Genomic DNA, 20174 nt, shown 5'->3' with positions numbered 1-20174 from the left:
CTCAAGTGCGTCCCGAGATTGGACTCGCCCGCGCGCGTCGGCTCGCCTAGGGTCGCGCGGGCGACTGAGCGAGCAGCATCTCGAGCTCGTCGCCCGCCTCGTCATCGTGGAACATCCGTCCCGTCAGCCTGAAACCAACGTGCTGGTAGAACCCCTGCGCTTGCTCGTTTCTTGCAAACACGGTGAGCACGAGGTCGCTCTCGCCAATGCGCTCCCGGACTGCATCGACAAGTGCCCAGCCTACGCCGAGCCCCTGATGCGAGCGAAGCACATAGAGGTTGCAGAGCTCTGTCGCGTCGGCCCGCCCAAGCTGCTCGCGTGCCGCGGAGAAGCTTGCGTATCCTACTATGTGGCCGTCCCAGAGCGCCACGAGCGTCGTGAGCCAATCGGCCTGCTCATGTGCGAGGCGCTCGGCGAACTGCGGCGTAATGTGCGCGTTAAGCTCGTCGGGGAGCATTCCCGCATAGGTTTCCCGCCACGTCTGCGCATGGACGACGGCCTTCTCGGGAATATCGTGCCCCCGCATTTCTCGTATCTGAAGCATGTTCACGCCCTTCTCTTGCGGTATGTATGTTGAGGTCTGGTCCCAACTGATGTGCTGCGGATCAGCGCGCATGTCAGTTGCCCCCTTCGACCGCGTCCGCGGACGTCGCGTCCGGAAACGCGAGGTTGATCGCGGCGAGAAGAGCCAGCGTGATCGCCATGAGGACCACCATCGCGGCGCGCATGCCGAGCGCCCCCGATAGCCAGCCGAAGATCGGCTGCGAGACCGCGGACAGAAGCGAGATCGCGATGGAGCTGAACGAGGCCACGGTCACGCGGAAACGCGCGTCGACCCCGAGGCTCAGCAGCTTGGAGCGCACCGGGTTGGTGAGCCGAAACGTCGCAAGTCCTAGCAGGTAGAGCGCGATGGCCGCGCGCGGGTCCGGGGCGAGCGCAAAGCACAGGAAGACCGCCACCGTCACCGCCGGCCCCACGCGCGCGACGAGCCCCTCGGGCACATGGCGCGCAAGCCGCGAGCTCGCAAGCCCGGCGAGGCTCGCCGCCACAAACTGCGCGGCCACGACCACGCCCACGAGCGGTAGCGGGATGCCCAGGAAGTCGTGCAGGTAGTTGTTGTAGAAGTCGTCCACCGGGACCATCGACCACGCCACGGCGCCCTCCACGAGCGCATAGTAGAGCGCCGGCCGGTTGGAGACCACGTAGCGCGCGGCCTCGCGGACGCGAATCGGTCGGTCTCCGCCGTCCTTCTCGCCCCCGGCCCGCACTTCTCGCATGAGCGCCACGGCCGTGAGCGCCCCCGCGAGGCAGCCCACGCTGAGGGCGATCACGAGCTCGTAGCTCTGCTCGCTGAGCCAGCCCGAGGCCAGCGCGGCCACGCCGTAGCAGAGGTAGAAGATGACGCCGGAGCGTGCGGAGAGGTCGGTGAGCTGGTCGGAGCGCCCCTCGGCGAGAAGCGCGTTGGTGACGATGGCCGAGGCGCACCCCGTGGTGAGCGTGTTGGCGAGCGCGAGCAGCACCATCACGGCCGCCATGGCGGGCAGCGCCCCCGCAAGCGGTATGAGCGCGTAGGCCGCCATCTGCAGCGCGAGGGCAAAGATCAGGCTCGCCCGGTTGCCGAAGCGGTCGGCCACAAAGCCGGTCGGGATCTCGAGGACGGTGTTTGCCACCTGCAGGATACCCAGCAGGATGCCGATCTGGTAGAGCGAGAAGCCCAGGTGGGCGAGGTAGAGATTCATGACCACGGAGATCATGGACAGGTTGGAGAGCGCCACGTAGGCGTAGTAGAGCCGCGTCTGGCGGCGGATGTCGACATGCAAGAGAGGGTGCCTTTCCCTAGAGGCGTGCGGGTCTGCGTGGACTCGCGGGGGAGAGGCGTTCGGCGTCTGCACGGGCGTGATGCGGCAGCTTCGAGGCGCACGACAAAAACCCGTCCGTCATGCGGGCGGCGGCGCTACCTCGGAAAACGGGTCTCCCTAGCGGGTCTCCTCGTTCGTCTGCCTCATTGCGGCCTCCTTTGCATCAGCCGGTTGCTGGGGGGATTGTAGCACGTCGGCTGGGCGAGAAGGGCTTTGTCGGCCCGCACTCGCGAGTGCGGGCATCGAGTGCGGGCGATTGCGGGCGTGCGGGGCCGGGAGTGCGGGCGCCCGCTCGTGCTTTGGCGAGAAGTGAGGGCGCGAGGGGTGCGTAAGGACCGCACTTCTCAGGTGCGGGCATCGAGTGCGGGGCGCGGCGCAGGGCAGCCGCCGGCTCCTTTACAGCGCGCGGCGCCAGCGGGCCCCGTGCTCGGTGCGCTCGTAGGGCGAGAAGCCCGCGGCGGCGAAGCAGCGCTGGGAGGCCTCGTTCCAGTCGTAGATCTCTGCGACGCGGACCTCGTCGCGCCCCAGCTCGCGGGCGCGCTTGCACAGGGCGGCGATCACGCGGCGGCCTATGTGGCGCCCTCGCAGGCCCTTCTCGCCGATGACGATGGGGAGGTCGTCGGGGCAGAGCGTGACGTCGCCGACGACGCGCCAGCCTTCGCGAGCCATGACCTCGATGAACCACAGCTCGCCGTGCTCGGAGAGCCACGAGTACATCTGCGCGAGGCGCTCTGGCGTGTACGGGTCGCGCCTGCCGTCGACCATCCAGAGCGTCTCGGGGTCCTGGTACCAGGAGAGCGCCTGCTCCGGGATGCGCGTAAGTTGAACAAGCCGCAGGTCAGGGGCTATTTCGAGAAGAGCGAGGGGCTTCTCGCCGCGCGGGGCGAGCCTCTTGGCGAGGTCCCTCATCTCGGTGGTGGCGCGCTCCACGCGCTCGTCCGCGTCGGGCGCGACGAAGGGGCGCTCGGGCATGTCCGTGTACCAGATCTGCACCCCACCCTGAGCGTTCTGCCGCCAGTACGGCCAGTGTGGCACGTCCATTCCGACCTCCTCGCCTTCGGCCCTCGCCGGGCTGGCGGCAGTATAGCGCAGCTGTCTGGCACGAGCTCTGCGTCCGGGGCGGTGCGCTGCCGCGTCGGGCGCGACGAAAACTCGAAGCTCCCCGCCCAGCCGCCCGTGACAACTCGCGCGAAAAATCGCGCAACTCGTGCGGATGCTCCCCGCGGCCGCCCGCGGCGCGGTATCACATTCTCGGACGAAAGGATGTGAGTGCACATGAGCAAGAGCTTCTCTACGGCGTCAAACGTCGCCTACGTGCTGCGCGCCATGCGCCGCGGCCTTGGCTGGGGCGCGGTGGCGGCGTGTGCGGCCGACGTCGCGCTCGGCGTGGCGCTGCCCTTCCTGGGGGCGGCGCTGCCGAGCTTCGTGGTGGGCGTCCTGGCGAGCGGCATGCCCGCGCCGGCCGCGCTCGGGCTTCTCGCCGCCTACGTGGCGGCCTATCAGCTCGCACGCGTCCTTCAGGCGTGGACGGCCAACCAGCGCTCAGGCGCGTGCAGCAACACCCGATCTGCGCTCTACAGCGCCTACCTCGACGCGCTTCTCGCCGCGGACTACGACTACCTGCAGACCGAGGACGCCAGGCAGGGCAAGGGCGTGGCGCAGGCCTGCTTCTTCAACGGCCCGGACAGCGGCTCGCAGGCGACGCTCACCGCGCTCTTTGACCTGGCCACCAACCTCGGCGGCGTGGTGGTCTACGCATGCGTCATCGGCTGGGGCCGCCCGGCGCTCCTTGCCTTCCTCGTGGCGGTGTCGGTGCCGGCCGTGGCGGCCACGGTGGTCCTGCAGCGCCGCGCCCCGGCGCGCCAGGAGGCGGAGATGCGCTCGCTGGAGCAGTACGACCACCTCATCGGCGAGGCCCTCTCGCCGAGAAGCGCCAAGGACGTGAAGATCTACCGCATGCGCGGCATCATGTCCGCCGAGCTTGACGCCGCGGCCGCGCGCGTGCGTGCCGCCTGGGGCGGGGAGTGGCGCGACCAGGAGGTGGCGGGCCTCGTGTCCGTGGCCTCCTCGCTCGTGCGCGACGCCGTGGCCTACGCGGTGCTCGTGGCCCAGCTCTTCTCGGGCGCGATCGACCTGCCCGCCTTCCTTCTGCTCGTGGGGATGGTCGCCGGCTTTGGCACCTGGATGGGAGGGCTCTTCGGCGCGCTCGCCCTGCTGGTGCAGAAGAGCGCGCAGGTGGGCGGGTTCCGCGCCTTCCAGCGCGCCTGCGAGCCGAGGCCGCGTCCCGTGGCCGCGCTGCCCACGGCGGGGCGCGCCCACGAGATCGCCTTCGACCACGTGAGCTTCTCCTACGACGGCGAGAGGAGCGCGCTCTCCGACCTCACCCTCACGATCCGCGCGGGCGAGAAGGTCGCGCTCGTGGGGCCTAACGGTGCGGGCAAGACCACGCTCGTGAAGCTTGCGTGCGGCCTGATCGAACCCACCTCCGGGCGAGTCACGATCGACGGCGTGGACGTGCGCGAGCTCGACCGGCGAGCCCTGTTCGCCGAGCTCGCCGTGGTGTTCCAGGACCCCGCGGTCTTGTCGATACCGCTGGCCGACAACGTGGCCTGCGCCTGGGACGCCGCGGGTGGCGACGACGGGCGCCTGGTGGCGGCGCTCTCGCAGGCCGACCTGCTCGACAAGGCGCGCTCGCTGCCGCAGGGCCTGGCCACCTACCTGGGCCAGGACATTGACGACGAGGGCGTGACGCTCTCCGGCGGCGAGACCCAGCGCCTCATGCTGGCCCGCGCGCTCTACAAGGGCGCCCCGGTCGTGATTCTGGACGAGCCCACTGCCGCGCTCGACCCCATCGCCGAGGCGCGCATGTACGAGCGCTACGACGAGCTCACCGAGGGCTGCACGAGCGTCTTCATCTCGCACCGCCTCGCGTCCACGCGCTTCTGCGGGCGCGTGCTGTACCTGGAGGGCGGACGGCTCGCCGAGGACGGCACCCACGACGAGCTCATGGCCGCGGGCGGCGCCTACGCCCGCATGTTCGAGACCCAGGCCCGCTACTACGAGGACGGCGTTCAAAAGGGACAGGCACTTTTGCACGCCGGGGAGGGAGACGGCGATGCTCGATAGGACCCGCGAGCCCCTGGCGTTCCACCGGACGGGGCTTCGCCTGCTCAAGATCCTGCACGGGCTCGACCGGGCGCTCGTGCCCGCGCTCGTGGTTGACGCCGTGACCCGCGTGGCGGCGATCTACGCCAACCTCTTCCTCACGGCGCTTCTCGTGAACTCGCTCATCGCGCTCGACTGGCGCGCGAGCGTGGCGTCGGCGGCGGCCATCGTGGCGGTGTCGGCCGCGGCCGGCGTGGTGGAGCGCGTCTGCGAGTACCACCGCAACGACGGCGCCTGGGTGAGCTGGCTGGCCTTCCAGCTGCTCACGCGCAAGAAGGCGCTGCGCCTGGACTACGAGACCCTCTCGAGCCCCGCCTTCCAGGGCCGCGTCGCCGCGCTCGACCAGACGGTGCGCATCAAGGGCGGCCTCTCCATGATCCCGGCCGCTTACCGCGCCCTGCTCGAGAGCGCGCTGTCGCTCGTGGCCTGCCTCGCGCTCATGGTGGGCCTCGTCGCGGCCGCCCCGGCCGCGGGCGGAGAGGGCGTGCTCGCAGCGCTGGCGAGCCCGGCGGCATCCGCGGTCCTTCTCGCCTGCGCGGTGGCGCTGCTCGTGCGCGGCCAGGCCGCCGTCTCCGCGCTCAGCCGCCGCATCACCGAGCGCTTCTCGGCGCAGGATGGGGCGTGGGAGCGCCGGATGGTCTACTTCATGGACCTCGTCGCGGGCGAGCGCGCCGACGGCAAGGTGGAGCGCGTCTTCGGCATGCGCGACATGCTCATGGGTGCCTTCGACCAGACCAACCGCGCGAGCGTGGGCTTCTACGACCGCTGGCGCGCGGGCAACCGCCGCGTGGCTGTGGCGTCCACGGGCATCAACGGCGCCTTCATCGTGGCGTCCTACCTGATCGTCGCCGTGAAGGTGCTCGCCGGCGCCATCTCCATCGGCGCGTTCACGCAGTACGCGGGCGCCCTCGCGCAACTGGGGACCGCCTGGTCCAACCTCGTGAGCCGCAACAACGACCTGCGCGAGCACTGCAGCTACCTCGAGGAGTTCCTGGCCATTCTCGACATGCCCGAGGCAAGCGAGCGCGGCTCCATCCCGCCCGAGAAGCGCGACGACGGCGAGTACGAGCTCGCCTTCGAGCACGTGAGCTTCTCGTATCCCGGCAGCTCCGAGGAGATTCTGCATGACGTCACGCTCAAGCTGGGCATGAGGCGCAAGATGGCCGTGGTGGGCCCCAATGGCGCGGGCAAGAGCACCTTCATCAAGCTGCTGTGCCGCCTGTATCGACCCACGTTCGGGCGCATCACGCTCAACGGCATCGACATCGAGAAGTACGATGAGGACGAGTACCGCGACCTCATGGCGGTAGTCTTCCAGGACTTCAGGCTCTTCGCCTTCCCGGTGTGGGAGAACCTGGCGGCGGGCTACCCGCGCGACGACGTGCGGCTCTGGGAGGCGCTCGAGCGGGTCGACGCCGGCTTCGTGCGCGCATGGCCGGAGGGGCTCGAGACCCGCCTCTACAACGACCTGGGCCCGGGCATCGCGCCTTCCGGCGGCCAGGCTCAGAAGCTCGCGCTCGCCCGCGCGCTCTACAAGGACGCGCCGCTCGTGATCCTGGACGAGCCAACCGCCGCGCTCGACCCCATCAGCGAGGCCGAGGTCTACGCCGGGTTCGACCGGATGGTTGCCGGCAAGACCGCGATCTACATCTCGCACCGCATGAGCAGCTGCCGCTTCTGCGACGACATCATCGTCTTCGACGGCGGGCGCGTGGTGGAGCGCGGCGGCCACGAGGGGCTTCTCGCCGCGGGCGGCCTCTACGCGAGCCTGTGGAACGCCCAGGCCAGCTACTACGTGGGCGGCGAGAAGGGCTGACGGCCCGCCGGTTCTTCTCGCCCGTCCCGAGCTGCGCGCACGCTTTGGCGGCGGGTTCCGTGCGCCCGGCTCGGGCTAGCGTGGCGATCGTACAGAGGGGATTTGATTCGTTGTGCAGATGACTGACGTCAACGCGGTGGAGCCGACGCGGCGCTGGTCCGCGGCGAGCAACGCCCTCTTCGCCCTGCGCCTGATGAGGCGCCACGCCGGCGCCCGCGCCGTGGGGGTCTTTGTGCTCGACGTGGCGCTCGGGGTGGCGCAGCCGTTCCTGGCGGCCGCCCTGCCGAGCGTCGTTGTGGCCGCGCTCACGTCCGGCTGGGACCCGCTCGCGTCGCTTGCGCTCGTGGCCGTCTCCGCGGCCCTCATCCAGGCGCTCGGCGTGCTCAGGACCTGGGCCGACCGCCGCGCCTCCTGGAACGACTCGCTCGCGCGCATCTGGGGCGGGCTCGACATGTGCCGCGACGCCCTCGCCGCCGACTACCGTTTCATAGAGAGCGACGAGGCGAACAAGAAGATGCAGGCCGCCGATATGGCCTTCTTCCAGGACATGAGCATAGGCGTCGGCCAGGTGCTGCTCAGCCTGCGCGGCCTCGTCACGGGCGCGGCCGGCATGGTGGCCTACGGGGCGGTCATCGGCTCGGGGGCGCCCGGGCTTCTCGCCCTCATCACGCTGCTCACGGCAGGCGCCGTCGCGGGCAACGCCTGGGCCTCCAACAGGAGCTTCGAGGTCATGGGCCCCGAGTTCCAGACGAGCGAGGAGTTCTCCTACCTGCGCCGGCAGACCATCTCGCCCGAGAACGGCAAGGACATCCGCCTCTATCGCATGGCCGCGTGGTTCTCCCGCGCCTTCGCCGACGTGATCGAGCGCGACCTCGCCCTGCGCGACGTGGAGTACCGCGCCTTCGAGCGCTCGGGCTACCTCGCGGTCGCGCTCGCCCTCGCGCGCGACGCCGCGGCCTACGCGCTGCTCATCGCGCGGCTCCTCTCGGGCGCGCTCGACCTCCCGGCGTTCCTGCTCATGGTGGGCATGGTGAGCGGCTTTGGCACCTGGATGCAGGCGGCGTTCGAGGGCCTGACGTCGCTCACGCAGAACGCCCGCCACGTGGGGGCCTACCGCGACTTCCACGCGGACTGCGAGCCGAGCCGCGGCGGCGAGGGCGTCGCCCGCCCCGGCCACGCGCACGAGATCCGCTTCGACCACGTCTGCTTCTCCTACGACGGGAGGACCGACGCCGTACACGACCTGACCCTCACCATCCGCGCGGGCGAGAAGGTCGCGCTGGTGGGCGTCAACGGCGCGGGCAAGACCACGCTCGTGAAGCTCGCGTGCGGACTGTACCGGCCGAGCTCGGGTGCGGTCTACCTGGACGGTCAGGACGTCTCGGCGATCGAGCGGCGCGCGCTCTGGCGGGAGCTCTCGGTCGTCTTCCAGGACTGCTTCCCGTTCTCGTTTTCCGTTGCGGACAACGTGACCTGCGCGGACGACCCCGCCTCCGTGGACGAGGGGCGCCTCGCGGAGAGCCTCGAGCGCGCCGACCTGGCCGAGAAGGTCGACGGCCTGCCCCACGGCGCGGACACCCGCCTCGGGCAGGACGTGGACCCCGAGGGGGTGAGCCTCTCCGGCGGCGAGACCCAGCGGCTCATGCTCGCCCGCGCGCTCTACAAGGACGCGCCGGTGGTCCTTCTCGACGAGCCGACCGCCGCCCTGGACCCGCTCGCCGAGCGCCAGATGTACGAGCGCTACGACGAGCTCACCCACGGCAAGACGAGCGTCTTCATCTCACACCGCCTCTCGTCCACGCGCTTCTGCGAGCGCGTGGTGTTCATGGAGGGAGGGCGCGTGGTGGAGGAGGGCACGCACGACGAGCTCATGGCCGCGGGCGGCGCCTACGCCCGCATGTTCGAGACCCAGGCCCGCTACTACGAGGACGGCGAGTTGGGCGCGGCGCTTGGCGAGAAGGACGCGGCGCACGGCGAGAAGGGAGGCGAGCGCGATGCTCGATAGGATCCGCGAGCCCCTGGCGTTCCATCGCACGGGCCTTCGCCTGCTCGGCGTGGTGCACCGGATCGACCGCGCGCTCATCCCCGTCATGCTCGTGGACGCGACGGTGCGGGTGGGGGCCCTCTACGCCTCCCTCATCCTCACGGCCCGCCTCGTCGACGCACTCGCGGCAGGAAGCGCGCGCGTGAGCGCGGTCATGGCGGCATGCATCGTGGCCTGCGCGTTTCTCGCCTCGTGCGTGCGCGCCCGGTGCGAGCGGCGCGCCACCGTGGGCTCCATGCGCGTCATGCGCGAGTTCACCGTGATGCTGCGCGAGAAGGCCATGAGCCTGAGCTACGAGACGATGGAGGACCCCAAGATCTCCGAGCGTATCGCCTACGTGGAGCGCACGGCGTCCATGCAGGGCAACCTCGGGGCGGTGGCCGGGTTCTACCGCGACGCCCTGTGCGCGCTGCTCAACATGCTCGCGTGCGTGGGCCTGGTGGTGGCGCTCTGTCTGGCCCCGGGCCGCGCCGGCGCGTCGCTCTCGGCAGCGGCCTCGCCGGCGGTCTCCGCGCTGCTCCTCTTGGCCGCGCTCGGGTGGGCGGTCGCGGGCAACGGCGCGCTGGGGCGGCTGCGCGGGCGCGTCATGCGGGGCTTCACGAAAGACTACGCCTCGGTCGAGAACCGCCTCACGTACCTGCTCGGCCTGGTGCTTGAGGACCGGCGCGTGCCCAAGGTCGCGCGCATCTACGACATGCGCGGCATGCTCATGCGCAACCTCGAGGAGAACACCCGCGCCTCGATCGGCTTCTACGACCGCTGGTTCACCTCCACGCGTCGCCTCGACGTGGGGACGGGCGCGCTGAGCGCGGTCTTCGTGGTGGCCTCATACGCGATCGTCGCGGTGAAGGTGCTGGCCGGGGCCATCACCGTGGGGTCGTTCACCACCTACGCGGGCGCGCTCGCGCAGTTCGGAGGGGCCTACGCGACGCTCTGCGAGAAGAGCGCCCGCCTGCGGGAGTGCTGCGGATACCTGGGCGTCTTTCTCGACCTCATGGACATGGAGGACCCGCGCCCGCACGGGACCATCCCGGTGGAGAAGCGCGACGACGGGCTCTTCGAGCTTGCCTTCGAGCACGTGAGCTTCCGCTACCCGGGCACGAGCTCCTGGGCGCTGCGCGACGTGAGCCTCAAGCTGGACACCCTGCACAGGCTGGCCGTGGTGGGGCCCAACGGCGCGGGCAAGACCACCTTCATCAAGCTGCTTGTTCGCCTCTACGACCCCACGGAGGGGCGGATCACGCTGAACGGCGTGGACATCCGCAAGTACGACGAGGACGAGTACCGCGACCTCTTTGCCGTGGTCTTCCAGGACTTCAGGCTCTTCGCCTTCCCGGTGTGGGAGAACCTGGCGGCGGGCTACGCGCGCGACGACGAGCGGATGTGGGCGGCGCTTGCGCAGGCGGGGGCGGCCGAGCTGGTGCGGGCCTTGCCGCAGGGGCTCGACACCCTCCTCTACAAGGACCTCGGCGACGGCGTGATGATCTCCGGCGGCGAGGCGCAGAAGCTTGCGCTCGCCCGCGCGCTCTACAAGGACGCGCCGCTCGTCATCCTGGACGAGCCGACGGCCGCGCTCGACCCCATCAGCGAGGCCGAGGTCTACGAGGGGTTCGACCGCATGGTCGAGGGCCGCACGGCCGTCTACATCTCGCACCGCATGAGCAGCTGCCGCTTCTGCGACCGAATCGTCGTCTTCGACGGCGGGCGGATCGCGGAAGCGGGCTCCCACGAGGACCTTCTTGCAGCCGGCGGTCTCTATGCGAGCCTGTGGAACGCCCAGGCCAGCTACTACGTGGACGGCGAGAAGGGCTGACGGCCCCGCGTTGGCGTGCGAAGGGGACAGTCACTTTTGCACAGGCGCGTGTGCAAAAGTGACTGTCCCCTTCGCACGGTTCCTCGCACGGCAACCCGCAGGCCTGACGTGAAATATCTGCCAAGACGTGGGTATCCTCTAGAAGTTTGGTATATTCATAAGGCTGTGCAAGCTGCGGGCGTGGTGGAACTGGTAGACACGCTGGATTTAGGTTCCAGTGGGGGAGACCCCGTGAAGGTTCGAGTCCTTTCGCCCGCACCAGCACAAACGGCACGCACGGCGGGGCAAGCCCGCCCGCACGAGACACTGGAGGAACGTTGAAGATCACCGTCACCGCTGAGAAGCCGATCGACGACAAGATGGCCGCCACGGTCACCGTCCCGGCTGCCGATGTCGACAAGGCCATCGCCAAGACCTACAAGGACATCGCCAAGAAGTACAACTTCCAGGGCTTCCGCCGCGGTCACGCGCCGCGCCCGGTGATCGACGGCATCATCGGCCGCGAGGCCGTGCTCGCCCAGGCGACCAACGACCTGCTCGGCGCCGTCGAGCCCATGATGCTCGAGGAGCTCGACGTCACCCCCGTCGGCCGCGTGAGCTTTGGCCCGGAGGGCGCCGACCCCGAGCTCGCCGCCCAGGGCACCGACTACGTCGTCTCCGCTACCATCGGCGTGCGCCCGGCCTGCGAGCTCGAGAGCTATGACGCCCCCGAGATCAACCTTCCGCCCGAGGAGGCCACCGAGGCCGAGATCGACTGGCAGATCAACCAGCTCCTCACCTACCAGGTGACCTACGAGGACGTCGAGGAGGACCGCGCCGTCGAGCCCGGCGACGTGGTCTCCGTTGACATCGAGAACGTCGAGGGCGCCGGCCACCTCGCCGGCACCAACCGCCTGCTCTCGCTCGACGGCCAGCAGGTCCCCGAGCAGCTCCAGGAGGGCATCGTCGGGATGAAGAAGGGCGAGGAGAAGGCCATCGAGTGGACGCACACCCACGTCCACGAGGGCGAGGAGCACTCCCACACCTTCTCCGTCAAGGTGAAGCTCAACGGCATCAAGAAGGCCGTCACCCCCGAGCTCGACGACGAGGTCGCCAAGAAGTTCGGCTTCGACGACGTCGCGGCGTTCCGCGCCGCCGTCAAGGAGGAGATCGAGGGCGACAAGAAGACCACGATCCCCAACCTCAAGGAGGACCGCGTCGTCGAGGCCATGGGCAAGCTGCTCAAGCTCGAGACCGTGCCCGAGGCCTACCAGAACGAGATCTTCAACGAGCTCGCCTCCGAGTTCCTCTCCCAGCTCCAGCGCCAGAACGTCTCCCTCGACATGTTCCTGCGCGCCCGCGGCCTGAAGTCCGACGACTTCATCGCCGATCTGCGCGTCCAGGCCGAGGAGCGCGCCCGCCAGTCGCTCGCCCTCGACGCCGTGGCCGCCAAGCTCGGCCTCGAGGCCACCGAGGACGACGTCCGCGCCGAGTTCGAGCGCGCCGGCGTGGAGGACGTCGACGCCTCCGTCAAGCAGTGGCGCGAGGAGGGCCGCCTCCCGGCCATCCGCGACTCCATTCGCCGCACCAAGGCCCTCGACTGGCTCGTCGAGAACGCCAAGGTGAACGTCGTGGACGAGGTCGCCGAGCGCGCTGCCGCGGGCGAGAAGGACGACGAGGCCGCCGACGCCGAGTAGTCCCGCTCATCAGGCACCGAAGTGCCCCGGGCGAGCGCGCCTCGTCCGGGGCCTTCTACAAGAAACGGAGACCGCATGCACCATCCCACCAACATCCCGCTCATCCCGTACGTGGTCGAGCAGACCCCGCGCGGCGAGCGCAGCTACGACATTTACTCCCGCCTGCTCAACGACCGCATCGTGTTTCTCGGCGAGGAGGTCACGCGCGACTCGGCGAACCTCGTGATCGCGCAGCTCCTGCACCTCGAGAGCCAGGACCCTGACAAGGACATCGCCCTCTACGTGGATTCCCCGGGCGGCGACGTCTACGCAGGCCTGGGCATCATCGACACGATGAACTTCATCAAGCCCGACGTCTCCACCATCTGCGTGGGCATGGCCGCCTCCATGGGCGCCGCCATCCTCGCGTGCGGCGCCAAGGGCAAGCGTCTTGCGCTCCCCAACTCGATGGTGCTCATCCACCAGCCGAGCTCCGGCGTCTCCGGCCAGCAGACCGACATCCAGATCGTGGCCGACGAGACCCGCTGGATCCGCCAGCGCCTGAACGAGATCCTCTCCGAGGCGACGGGCCAGCCCATCGAGAAGATCAACGCCGACACCGAGCGCGACAACTACATGCGCGCCGCCGAGGCCTGCGCCTACGGCCTCGTCGACAAGGTCATCACGTCCCGCGCCGACCAGACCCAGGAGTAGCTCGATGCCTAGCTTTGATCAGGGAGGCCCCGGCTTCTCCAACGAGATGCACTGCTCGTTCTGCGGGAAGAGCCGCAGCCAGGTGAGCAAGCTCATCGCCGGCCCGGGCGGCGTCTTCATCTGCGACGAGTGCGTGCACGCCTGCACCGAGATGATCGACGAGGTGGACGTCGAGGCGGCCGATGCCGTCGAGGAGGCGCCCGAGCAGGCGCCGATCAAGAACCTCCCCACCCCGCACGAGATCTACGACGAGCTCTCCCAGTACGTCATGGGCCAGGAGCAGGCCAAGCGCGCCATGAGCGTGGCCGTCTACAACCACTACCGCCGCATCCTCTCCGGCAACGACGAGGTAGCCGAGGGCGAGGAGGAGGTCGAGATCGCCAAGAGCAACATCTTGCTGCTGGGCCCCACGGGCACGGGCAAGACGCTGCTCGCGCAGACGCTCGCGCGCTTCCTCGAGGTGCCCTTCGCCATCGCCGACGCCACCACCCTCACCGAGGCCGGCTACGTGGGCGAGGACGTGGAGAACATCCTGCTCAAGCTCATCACCGCCGCCGACGGCGACGTGGAGCGCGCGCAGGTGGGCATCGTCTACGTGGACGAGATCGACAAGATCGCCCGCAAGGCCGAGAACCTCTCCATCACGCGCGACGTCTCCGGCGAGGGCGTCCAGCAGGCCCTCCTCAAGATTCTCGAGGGGACCGAGGCGAGCGTGCCCCCGCAGGGCGGCCGCAAGCACCCCCAGCAGGAGCTCATCCGCATCGACACCACGAACATCCTCTTCATCTGCGGCGGCGCCTTCGTGGGACTCGACAAGATCGTGGCCGACCGCATCGGCAAGAAGGGCATCGGCTTTGCCGCCGAGGTCGGCCGCAACGCCGAGAAGGACGAGGACTACCTGATGGAGCAGGTCATGCCGCAGGACCTGCACAAGTTCGGCATGATCCCCGAGTTCCTCGGCCGCATCCCCGTGATTACCGCCACGCGCGAGCTCACCGAGTCCGACCTCGTGAGCATCCTCACGCAGCCCCGAAACGCCCTCGTCAAGCAGTATCGCCGCATGTTCGAGCTCGAGGGCGTGGAGCTGGTCTTCGAGGACGAGGCGCTCGAGGAGATCGCCCGCCAGGCCATCGCCCGCGGCACGGGCGCCCGCGGCCTGCGCGCCATCTGCGAGGCGACGCTCCAGGACACGATGTTCGACCTGCCGAGCGACCTCGACATCACCAAGGTGATCGTCACCAAGGAGTCCGTCGGCGGCGGGGAGTCACCGAGGATCGTGACCACCGCCCACGGCAAGCACCGCGTGGCGTAAGCCCACTCCCCACAGACTCAAACAAGGCGGGCCCGGAGCAACCTCCGGGCCCGCCTGTAAGTTGGGAACAGTCCCCAATTCACATAAATAGTTTCTGTAAGTTGGGGACTGTCCCCAACTTACAGATTGGCGCCGCCGAGGCGCATGTAGGTCTTGATGATGGCGCTGCGACGCTTGGACCCGGCGGGGCACGTCTTGTCAAAGGCCGGCATGATGCCCTTGTAGAGCAGGATGACCTGCAGCCGCTTGGCGAGGCCCGCCGCCGAGGCGCGCGACTCCTCGAGCTGCCCGCGTATCTCGTCGAGGTAGGGGGAGTGCATCGCGTAGCGCCAGAAGAGGTCGGCGCCGTCCGCGTCGGGGTAGAGCCAGGGGCGGTTGTCCGGCCCGGCAAAGTGGACGATCGCGGGGTCCGCGGCCGCCTCGGCATACTCCGCGCGCACGTCGGCAGGCGCGTTGGCCACGATGTGGGTGCGGCGCAGGTGCTGCCAGTCCATGAGGTAGTTCCAGCGCATGTGCACGCGCACGTAGTGGCCGTTCACCACCTTGTTGAGCACGTCCTGGTCGAGCCAGCGCCACATGCGATCGGTCGAGAGCGCGAGGAAGCGCTCGGGCGGGACGGTGCGGCGCAGCTCCGCGAGGTTCATCAGGATGACGCCCGCCTGGAAGTAGTCGTGCGGGTCGTCCATGCCGAGCTCGTCTCTCAGGTAGGGCCCCACGGATGCGTCGTAGCCCTCGATCTGGCCGATCGTGTCCGCGTCGCGCGTGGCGGCGAGCGGGTAGCCGGTGACGTCAGTGTCGAAGAGCTTGGCGACGTCGTCGTCGACGATGAGGTCGGAGTCCAGGTAGATGGCCTTGTCCACATTGGGAAGGAGCTGCGGGGCGAGCAGGCGGAAGTAGGTCTCGGGCCTGAAGTGGCCGTGATGGGGGAGCTTGATGTCGCCGAGCGCGGCGTCGACGTCAAGAAAGCCGATGCCCACGTTCTCCGAGGTCGCCTGGCGCGTGAGCGTGATCATGCTCGCCGGGGAGATGTTTCTCGTGAGCACCACGATGTCATAGCGGCGCTCCGGGCTCGCGTTCTCGATGATCGACTGCGTCGCGACGGAGAGGTAGGGGACGAAGTTCTCGCTGCACGCGAAGACGATGACGACGTCGGTCAGCGGCAGGTCGAGCTCCCCCGACGTGCTCGCAAGCATGGTCGAGGAAATGGGGTTCTTGACGTGCGGGTTCCTCACGCGCGTCGTCTTGCGGAGTGGTCTCATGGGCCTTCCCGTCAGGTCGGCTGGTTCGCTCCGTCAACTCTACCATGACCTGACAAAGGTGTCCGGGTCGTTTGTCAGGGCTCGGGCGGCACGCCCAGGGCGGCGGCGTTCGAGGCGAGAAGAACGCGCAGGTCGCAGGGGTCCATGCCGCGTACCGCGGCCATGGCGGCGACGGTGCGCCCGAGCGAGGCCACGATGTCGGGGGCGCCCGCGAAAGATCCGGCGGCCTCGGGGAGGTCCGTCTCCACGAGCAGGCGCTCCGCGGGCAGGACCCGGGCGTACTCGCGCCCGCGGCGCGTCGCGAGCGCCCGCTCGCCGAGCGAGAAGAGGCAGCCCAGGCGCACCGCGCGCCAGAGCTCGTCCGACGAGCCGGAGAACCAGTGCAGCACGCAGCGGCAGCCCTCGGCCGCGCCCGTCCGCTCGAGCGCGTCCAGCACCTCCCCGGCCGAGCGGACCGCGTGCACCGAGAGGACCTTGGGGGCATCGGGAGCGCTCGTCTCGGCGCAGGCCCGGCAGACGCGCTCGAAGGCCGCGAGCTGCGCCTCCCACGTCGCCGCATGGCGCGGCGTGCGGTCGAGCCCCACCTCGCCGACCCAGCGCGTTTCCGGCAGCAGCTCGCAGAGCGCGTCGGCGTCGGAGGCGGCGCGCACCCACCACGGGTGGAGGCCCGCCGCGAGCGCCACGTTCTTCTCGCCCGCGAGCGCGCCCCGGCGCGCGAGGTACTCCGCCGGCGTCACCGTGACGGCGAGAAGCGTGAGGTCCTTCTCGGCCGCCTCGCGCGCCACGGCGGCGGGGTCGGAAAACCATCCCAGATGGCAGTGTGCGTCAGTCCACATGCGCGCCCTCCTCCTCGCGATGATACCTCCCGCGCCCGACCGCGCAAGCGTCGGGCGGGCGTCCCCGCAGCGCAGGGCACCCGCCGCGCGCCCGCCGTCGCCCGGGCGCACCCCCGCGTGCTATCCTGTAAGGCTGATATGCACGCGACCGGGAGAGGACGCCCCGTGGAAGAGATGCCCAAGAACTACGACCCCGCAACCGCCGAGCCCGAGCTCATCGAGCGCTGGATGAGCGCCGGCTGCTACCAGCGCTCCAAGGGGGTGGGGGACTGCACCGTCGTCATCCCGCCGCCCAACGTGACGGGCATCCTGCACATGGGCCATGCAATGGACGACTCCATCCAGGACACCTACGTGCGCTACAGCCGCATGCGCGGCCGCTCCACGCGCTGGATTCTGGGCACCGACCACGCGGGCATCGCCACGCAGACCAAGGTGGACAAGAAGCTCAAGAGCGAGGGCGTCTCCCGCCTGGAGATCGGGCGCGAGAAGTTCCTCGACGCCTGCTGGGACTGGACGCGTGAGTACGGCGGAACCATCGTCAGCCAGATCAAGCGCATGGGCTGCTCGATCGACTTCTCCGACGAGAAGTTCACCATGAGCCCCGAGTTCAGCCGCGCCGTGCGCAAGGTCTTCTGCGACTGGTACCACGACGGCCTCATCTATCGCGGCAAGCGCATCGTCAACTGGTGCCCCTCCTGCTGCACCGCCATCTCGGACGACGAGGCCGAGTACCAGGACGAGAAGGGCCACCTCTGGTACCTCCAGTACCCGCTCGTGGAGCCCGTGGACGGCATCGACCACATCACGGTGGCCACCACGCGCCCCGAGACCATGCTCGGCGACACGGGCGTGGCCGTCTCCCCGCAGGACCCCGAGAAGGCCCGGCTCGTGGGCAAGATGGTGCGCCTGCCCATCGTGGACCGCGAGATCCCGATTTTCTCCGACTGGCACGTGGACGCCGGCTTTGGCACGGGCTTCGTCAAGGTCACGCCCGCGCACGACCCCAACGACTACGCGATGGGCCAGGCCCACGACCTCGAGCAGATCAACATCTTCGACGAGCACGCGGTCGTGGTCGAGGGCTACGGCGAGTTCTCCGGCATGAGCCGCGACCAGTGCCGCGAGGCCGTGGTGGCGTGGTTCGAGGAGCACGGCCTGCTCGAGAAGGTCGAGGAGCTCGACCACTCCGTCATGCACTGCTACCGCTGCAACACCGCGCTCGAGCCCTGGCTCTCCGAGCAGTGGTTCGTGGCCGTGGACAAGCTCAAGGACCGCGCGACCGAAGTCGTGAAGTCGGGCGAGGTCACGTTCCACCCCGAGCGCTGGACCCAGACCTACCTCACCTGGATGGACAACCTCAAGGACTGGTGCATCTCCCGCCAGCTCTGGTGGGGCCACCGCATCCCGGTCTTCTACTGCGAGGACTGCGGCTGGGAGGACGCCCTCATGGAGGACACCGACGTGTGCCCCACGTGCGGCGGGCACCACGTGCGCCAGGACGAGGACGTGCTGGACACCTGGTTCTCGAGCCAGCTGTGGACCTTCGCCACGCAGGGCTGGCCGGACCACCCCGATCAGATGGAGGGCCACCACCCCACCAAGGTCCTCGTGACCGCGCGCGACATCATCGCCCTCTGGGTGGCGCGCATGATCATGAGCTCGCTCTACTTCACCGACGAGGTGCCCTTCCACGACGTCTACATCTACGCCACGATCCTTGCCAAGGACGGCAGCCGCATGTCCAAGTCCAAGGGCAACGGCGTGGACCCGATGGAGCTCATGGAGAAGTACGGCGCGGACGCCATGCGCTACAACCTCCTCACGCTCATCACCAACAACCAGGACGTCAAGTTCGACGCCAACATCGACAAGAAGACCCACAAGCTGATCGACAGCCCGCGCACCGAGCAGGCCCGCGGCTTCGTGACCAAGATCTGGAACGCGAGCCGCTTCGTGCAGATGAACCTCGAGGGCTATGAGCCGGGCGCCCCGGCCGCCGTGACGCCCGAGGACGCGTGGATGCTCAGCCGTCTGGCGCGCGCCGTCGCGCACGCGACCGAGCAGCTGGAGACCTACGCCTTCGGCGACTACGCGCGCGAGATCCAGAGCTTCTTCTGGGGCGACGTCTGCGACTGGTACATCGAGCTCTGCAAGAGCCGCCTGCTTGACGGCGCGCCTGAGGAGCGCCTGCAGGTCCAGCGCAACCTCGTCTTTGTGCTCGACACCTGCATGAGGCTGCTCCACCCCGTGATGCCGTTCGTGACCGAGAGCGTGTGGGACGCCCTGCCCGCGTCCGGCCTGGACGACCACTCCGCCGAGTTCCTCATGGTGGCCGCCTGGCCGGAGCCCGAGCGCTTCGCCGAGTTCGTGAACGAGCGCGCCGAGAAGGACTTCGAGCTTGCCAAGCGCGTCATCTCCTGCGTGCGCTCCACGCGCGCCCGCTACCGCCTGTCGCCCCGCGCCGAGCTCGACGTCACCGTGCGCTGCGGCGCCGACGAGGCCGCGGTGCTCGCCGGCCAGGAGGGCTTCGTGCGCTCCGTGGGCCACGTGGGCGCCTTCGCGGCCGGGGACGGCGCCGAGAAGCCCGCGGGCTGCGTCTCCGTGGCCGACGGCGGGCTGGAGATCTTCGTCCACGTGGGCGACCTCGTTGACCTGGCCGCCGAGTCCGCGCGCCTCGCCAAGGAGCTCGCCAAGGCCGAGAAGGACCTCGCGGGCGTGGAGCGGACCCTCGCCAACGAGGGCTTCGTCGCCAAGGCGGCGCCCGCGGTCATCGAGAAGAAGCGCGCGCAGGCCGCCGAGCTCACGGCCACGATCGAGCAGCTGAAGGCGCAGATCGCGGACTTCGCGTAGGCCCTCCTGCGCCGGGGCGACCCCCAGGCGCTTCTCCCCAGCTCACTGCGCTGCGCGCAGAAGTCGCTGGGCGAGAAGAGCCTGGGGGTCGCCGCATGTCGGCTCTCGCTCGGACCGAGGGGATGACGCTGGAGGCATGTCGGCTTGACGTCGGGTGGCGAGGGAGTATCATCTCCGCATCTGACGAGAGGGGGGCTCACGTGGAGGACGCGGCGCTCGAGGTGCGGGACCTCTGCTTTGGGTACGGTGACGTGCCGGTGTGGGAGGGCGTGTCCTTCTCCCTCGCGGCGGGGCAGGTGGCCTTTCTGACCGGCCCCAATGGCGCGGGCAAGTCCACGCTCTTCCGCTGTCTTGCGGGCTGGCTCGAGCCGGACGCGGGGGAGATTCTGGTGGCCGGCGAGCCCTTCACGGGGCGCACGCGCCTGGTACCCGGGACGCTCTCCTTCGTGCCCGACGTCCCCGCCTTCTACGACGACCTTACTGCCATCGAGCACCTGGAGCTCGTTTTCGCGGCCAACCACGCTGAGGACGCCCAGCCGCGCGCCGAGCGTCTGCTCGAGCGCTTTGGGCTTGCTGGTCAGGAGCGCCTGCCGCCCTCGGCATACTCCCGCGGCATGCGCGAGAAGCTTGCCCTGGTGCTCGCCCTCACGCTGCGCCCGCGCGTGCTGCTGCTCGACGAGCCGCACGGCCCGCTCGATCACGAGGCCTCGCTCACGCTCTCCCAGGAGCTTGCCGCCGCGGCGCACATGGGCACGGCGGTGCTCCTGAGCTGCCATCACGACGTGCCGGGGCTCGCGCCGGACGTCTCGTTCGCGCTGCGTGACGGTGCGCTCACGAGGGAGTCCTGA

14 protein-coding genes and 1 tRNA gene are annotated in these 20174 nt (G+C 69.4%); 10 read left to right on the top strand and 5 right to left on the bottom strand.

Translation table 11 applies throughout. The features are described from left to right. Positions 1–46: 46 nt before the first annotated feature. The 3 genes from H6A23_RS04755 to H6A23_RS04745 all read right to left on the bottom strand — a co-directional run bounded on the left by H6A23_RS04755 (position 47) and on the right by H6A23_RS04745 (position 2900). A complete protein-coding gene (locus tag H6A23_RS04755; RefSeq protein ID WP_204831051.1) occupies positions 47–616 on the bottom strand; it encodes a GNAT family N-acetyltransferase in 570 nt (189 codons plus the stop codon). A 1-nt stretch (position 617) separates the two neighbouring features. Then, positions 618–1820, bottom strand: coding sequence for an MFS transporter (locus H6A23_RS04750; protein ID WP_204831050.1), 1203 nt, complete (start codon positions 1818–1820; stop codon positions 618–620). 435 nt (positions 1821–2255) lie between these two features. Then, positions 2256–2900, bottom strand: a complete 645-nt coding sequence (locus tag H6A23_RS04745; protein WP_204831049.1) for a GNAT family N-acetyltransferase — start codon at positions 2898–2900, stop codon at positions 2256–2258. Positions 2901–3134: 234 nt separating this feature from the next. Between H6A23_RS04745 and H6A23_RS04740 the strand changes: the two genes are divergently transcribed. The 8 genes from H6A23_RS04740 (at position 3135) to clpX (ending at position 14378) form a co-directional block, all read left to right on the top strand. Continuing rightward, positions 3135–4985, top strand: coding sequence for an ABC transporter ATP-binding protein (locus H6A23_RS04740; RefSeq protein ID WP_204831048.1), 1851 nt, complete (start codon positions 3135–3137; stop codon positions 4983–4985). Then, positions 4975–6840, top strand: a complete 1866-nt coding sequence (locus tag H6A23_RS04735) for an ABC transporter ATP-binding protein (RefSeq protein WP_204831047.1) — start codon at positions 4975–4977, stop codon at positions 6838–6840. The genes H6A23_RS04740 and H6A23_RS04735 overlap by 11 nt, the downstream gene beginning before the upstream one ends. 118 nt (positions 6841–6958) lie before the next feature. Next, positions 6959–8845, top strand: coding sequence for an ABC transporter ATP-binding protein (locus H6A23_RS04730; RefSeq protein ID WP_286165819.1), 1887 nt, complete (start codon positions 6959–6961; stop codon positions 8843–8845). Further along, positions 8835–10697, top strand: coding sequence for an ABC transporter ATP-binding protein (locus H6A23_RS04725; RefSeq protein WP_204831045.1), 1863 nt, complete (start codon positions 8835–8837; stop codon positions 10695–10697). Before H6A23_RS04730 ends, H6A23_RS04725 begins: the two co-directional genes overlap by 11 nt. Positions 10698–10871: 174 nt before the next feature. Then, positions 10872–10958 (top strand) — tRNA-Leu (locus tag H6A23_RS04720). A 56-nt stretch (positions 10959–11014) separates the two neighbouring features. Further along, complete coding sequence (gene tig, locus H6A23_RS04715) at positions 11015–12373, top strand: trigger factor (RefSeq protein ID WP_204831044.1); 1359 nt, start codon at positions 11015–11017, stop codon at positions 12371–12373. Positions 12374–12448: 75 nt separating this feature from the next. After that, positions 12449–13066: an ATP-dependent Clp protease proteolytic subunit gene (locus tag H6A23_RS04710; RefSeq protein WP_204831043.1), complete on the top strand. Its 618-nt coding sequence runs from the start codon at positions 12449–12451 to the stop codon at positions 13064–13066. Positions 13067–13070: 4 nt separating this feature from the next. Further along, positions 13071–14378, top strand: coding sequence for an ATP-dependent Clp protease ATP-binding subunit ClpX (gene clpX / locus H6A23_RS04705; protein WP_204831042.1), 1308 nt, complete (start codon positions 13071–13073; stop codon positions 14376–14378). 119 nt (positions 14379–14497) lie between these two features. On the opposite strand, the gene H6A23_RS04700 is transcribed toward clpX, so the two are convergent. Both H6A23_RS04700 and H6A23_RS04695 read right to left on the bottom strand, forming a co-directional pair. After that, the gene (locus H6A23_RS04700; RefSeq protein WP_286165807.1) at positions 14498–15637 is read right to left on the bottom strand and encodes a glycosyltransferase family 8 protein; all 1140 of its coding nucleotides are present in this window, start codon (positions 15635–15637) and stop codon (positions 14498–14500) included. Between the two features lie 74 nt (positions 15638–15711). After that, positions 15712–16473 carry a TatD family hydrolase gene (locus H6A23_RS04695; protein ID WP_204831041.1) on the bottom strand — a complete coding sequence of 254 codons (762 nt, stop codon included), beginning with the start codon at positions 16471–16473 and terminating at the stop codon, positions 15712–15714. A 165-nt stretch (positions 16474–16638) separates the two neighbouring features. On the opposite strand from H6A23_RS04695, the gene H6A23_RS04690 reads away from it, so the two are divergent. Continuing rightward, positions 16639–19326, top strand: coding sequence for a valine--tRNA ligase (locus tag H6A23_RS04690; protein ID WP_204831040.1), 2688 nt, complete (start codon positions 16639–16641; stop codon positions 19324–19326). Positions 19327–19526: 200 nt separating this feature from the next. Further along, positions 19527–20174, top strand: a complete 648-nt coding sequence (locus tag H6A23_RS04685) for an ABC transporter ATP-binding protein (RefSeq protein ID WP_353653013.1) — start codon at positions 19527–19529, stop codon at positions 20172–20174.

Source organism: Olsenella uli, from assembly GCF_016900775.1.
GTDB classification, from domain to species: domain Bacteria; phylum Actinomycetota; class Coriobacteriia; order Coriobacteriales; family Atopobiaceae; genus Thermophilibacter; species Thermophilibacter uli_A.
This window is presented reverse-complemented; position numbering and strand designations above follow the sequence as displayed.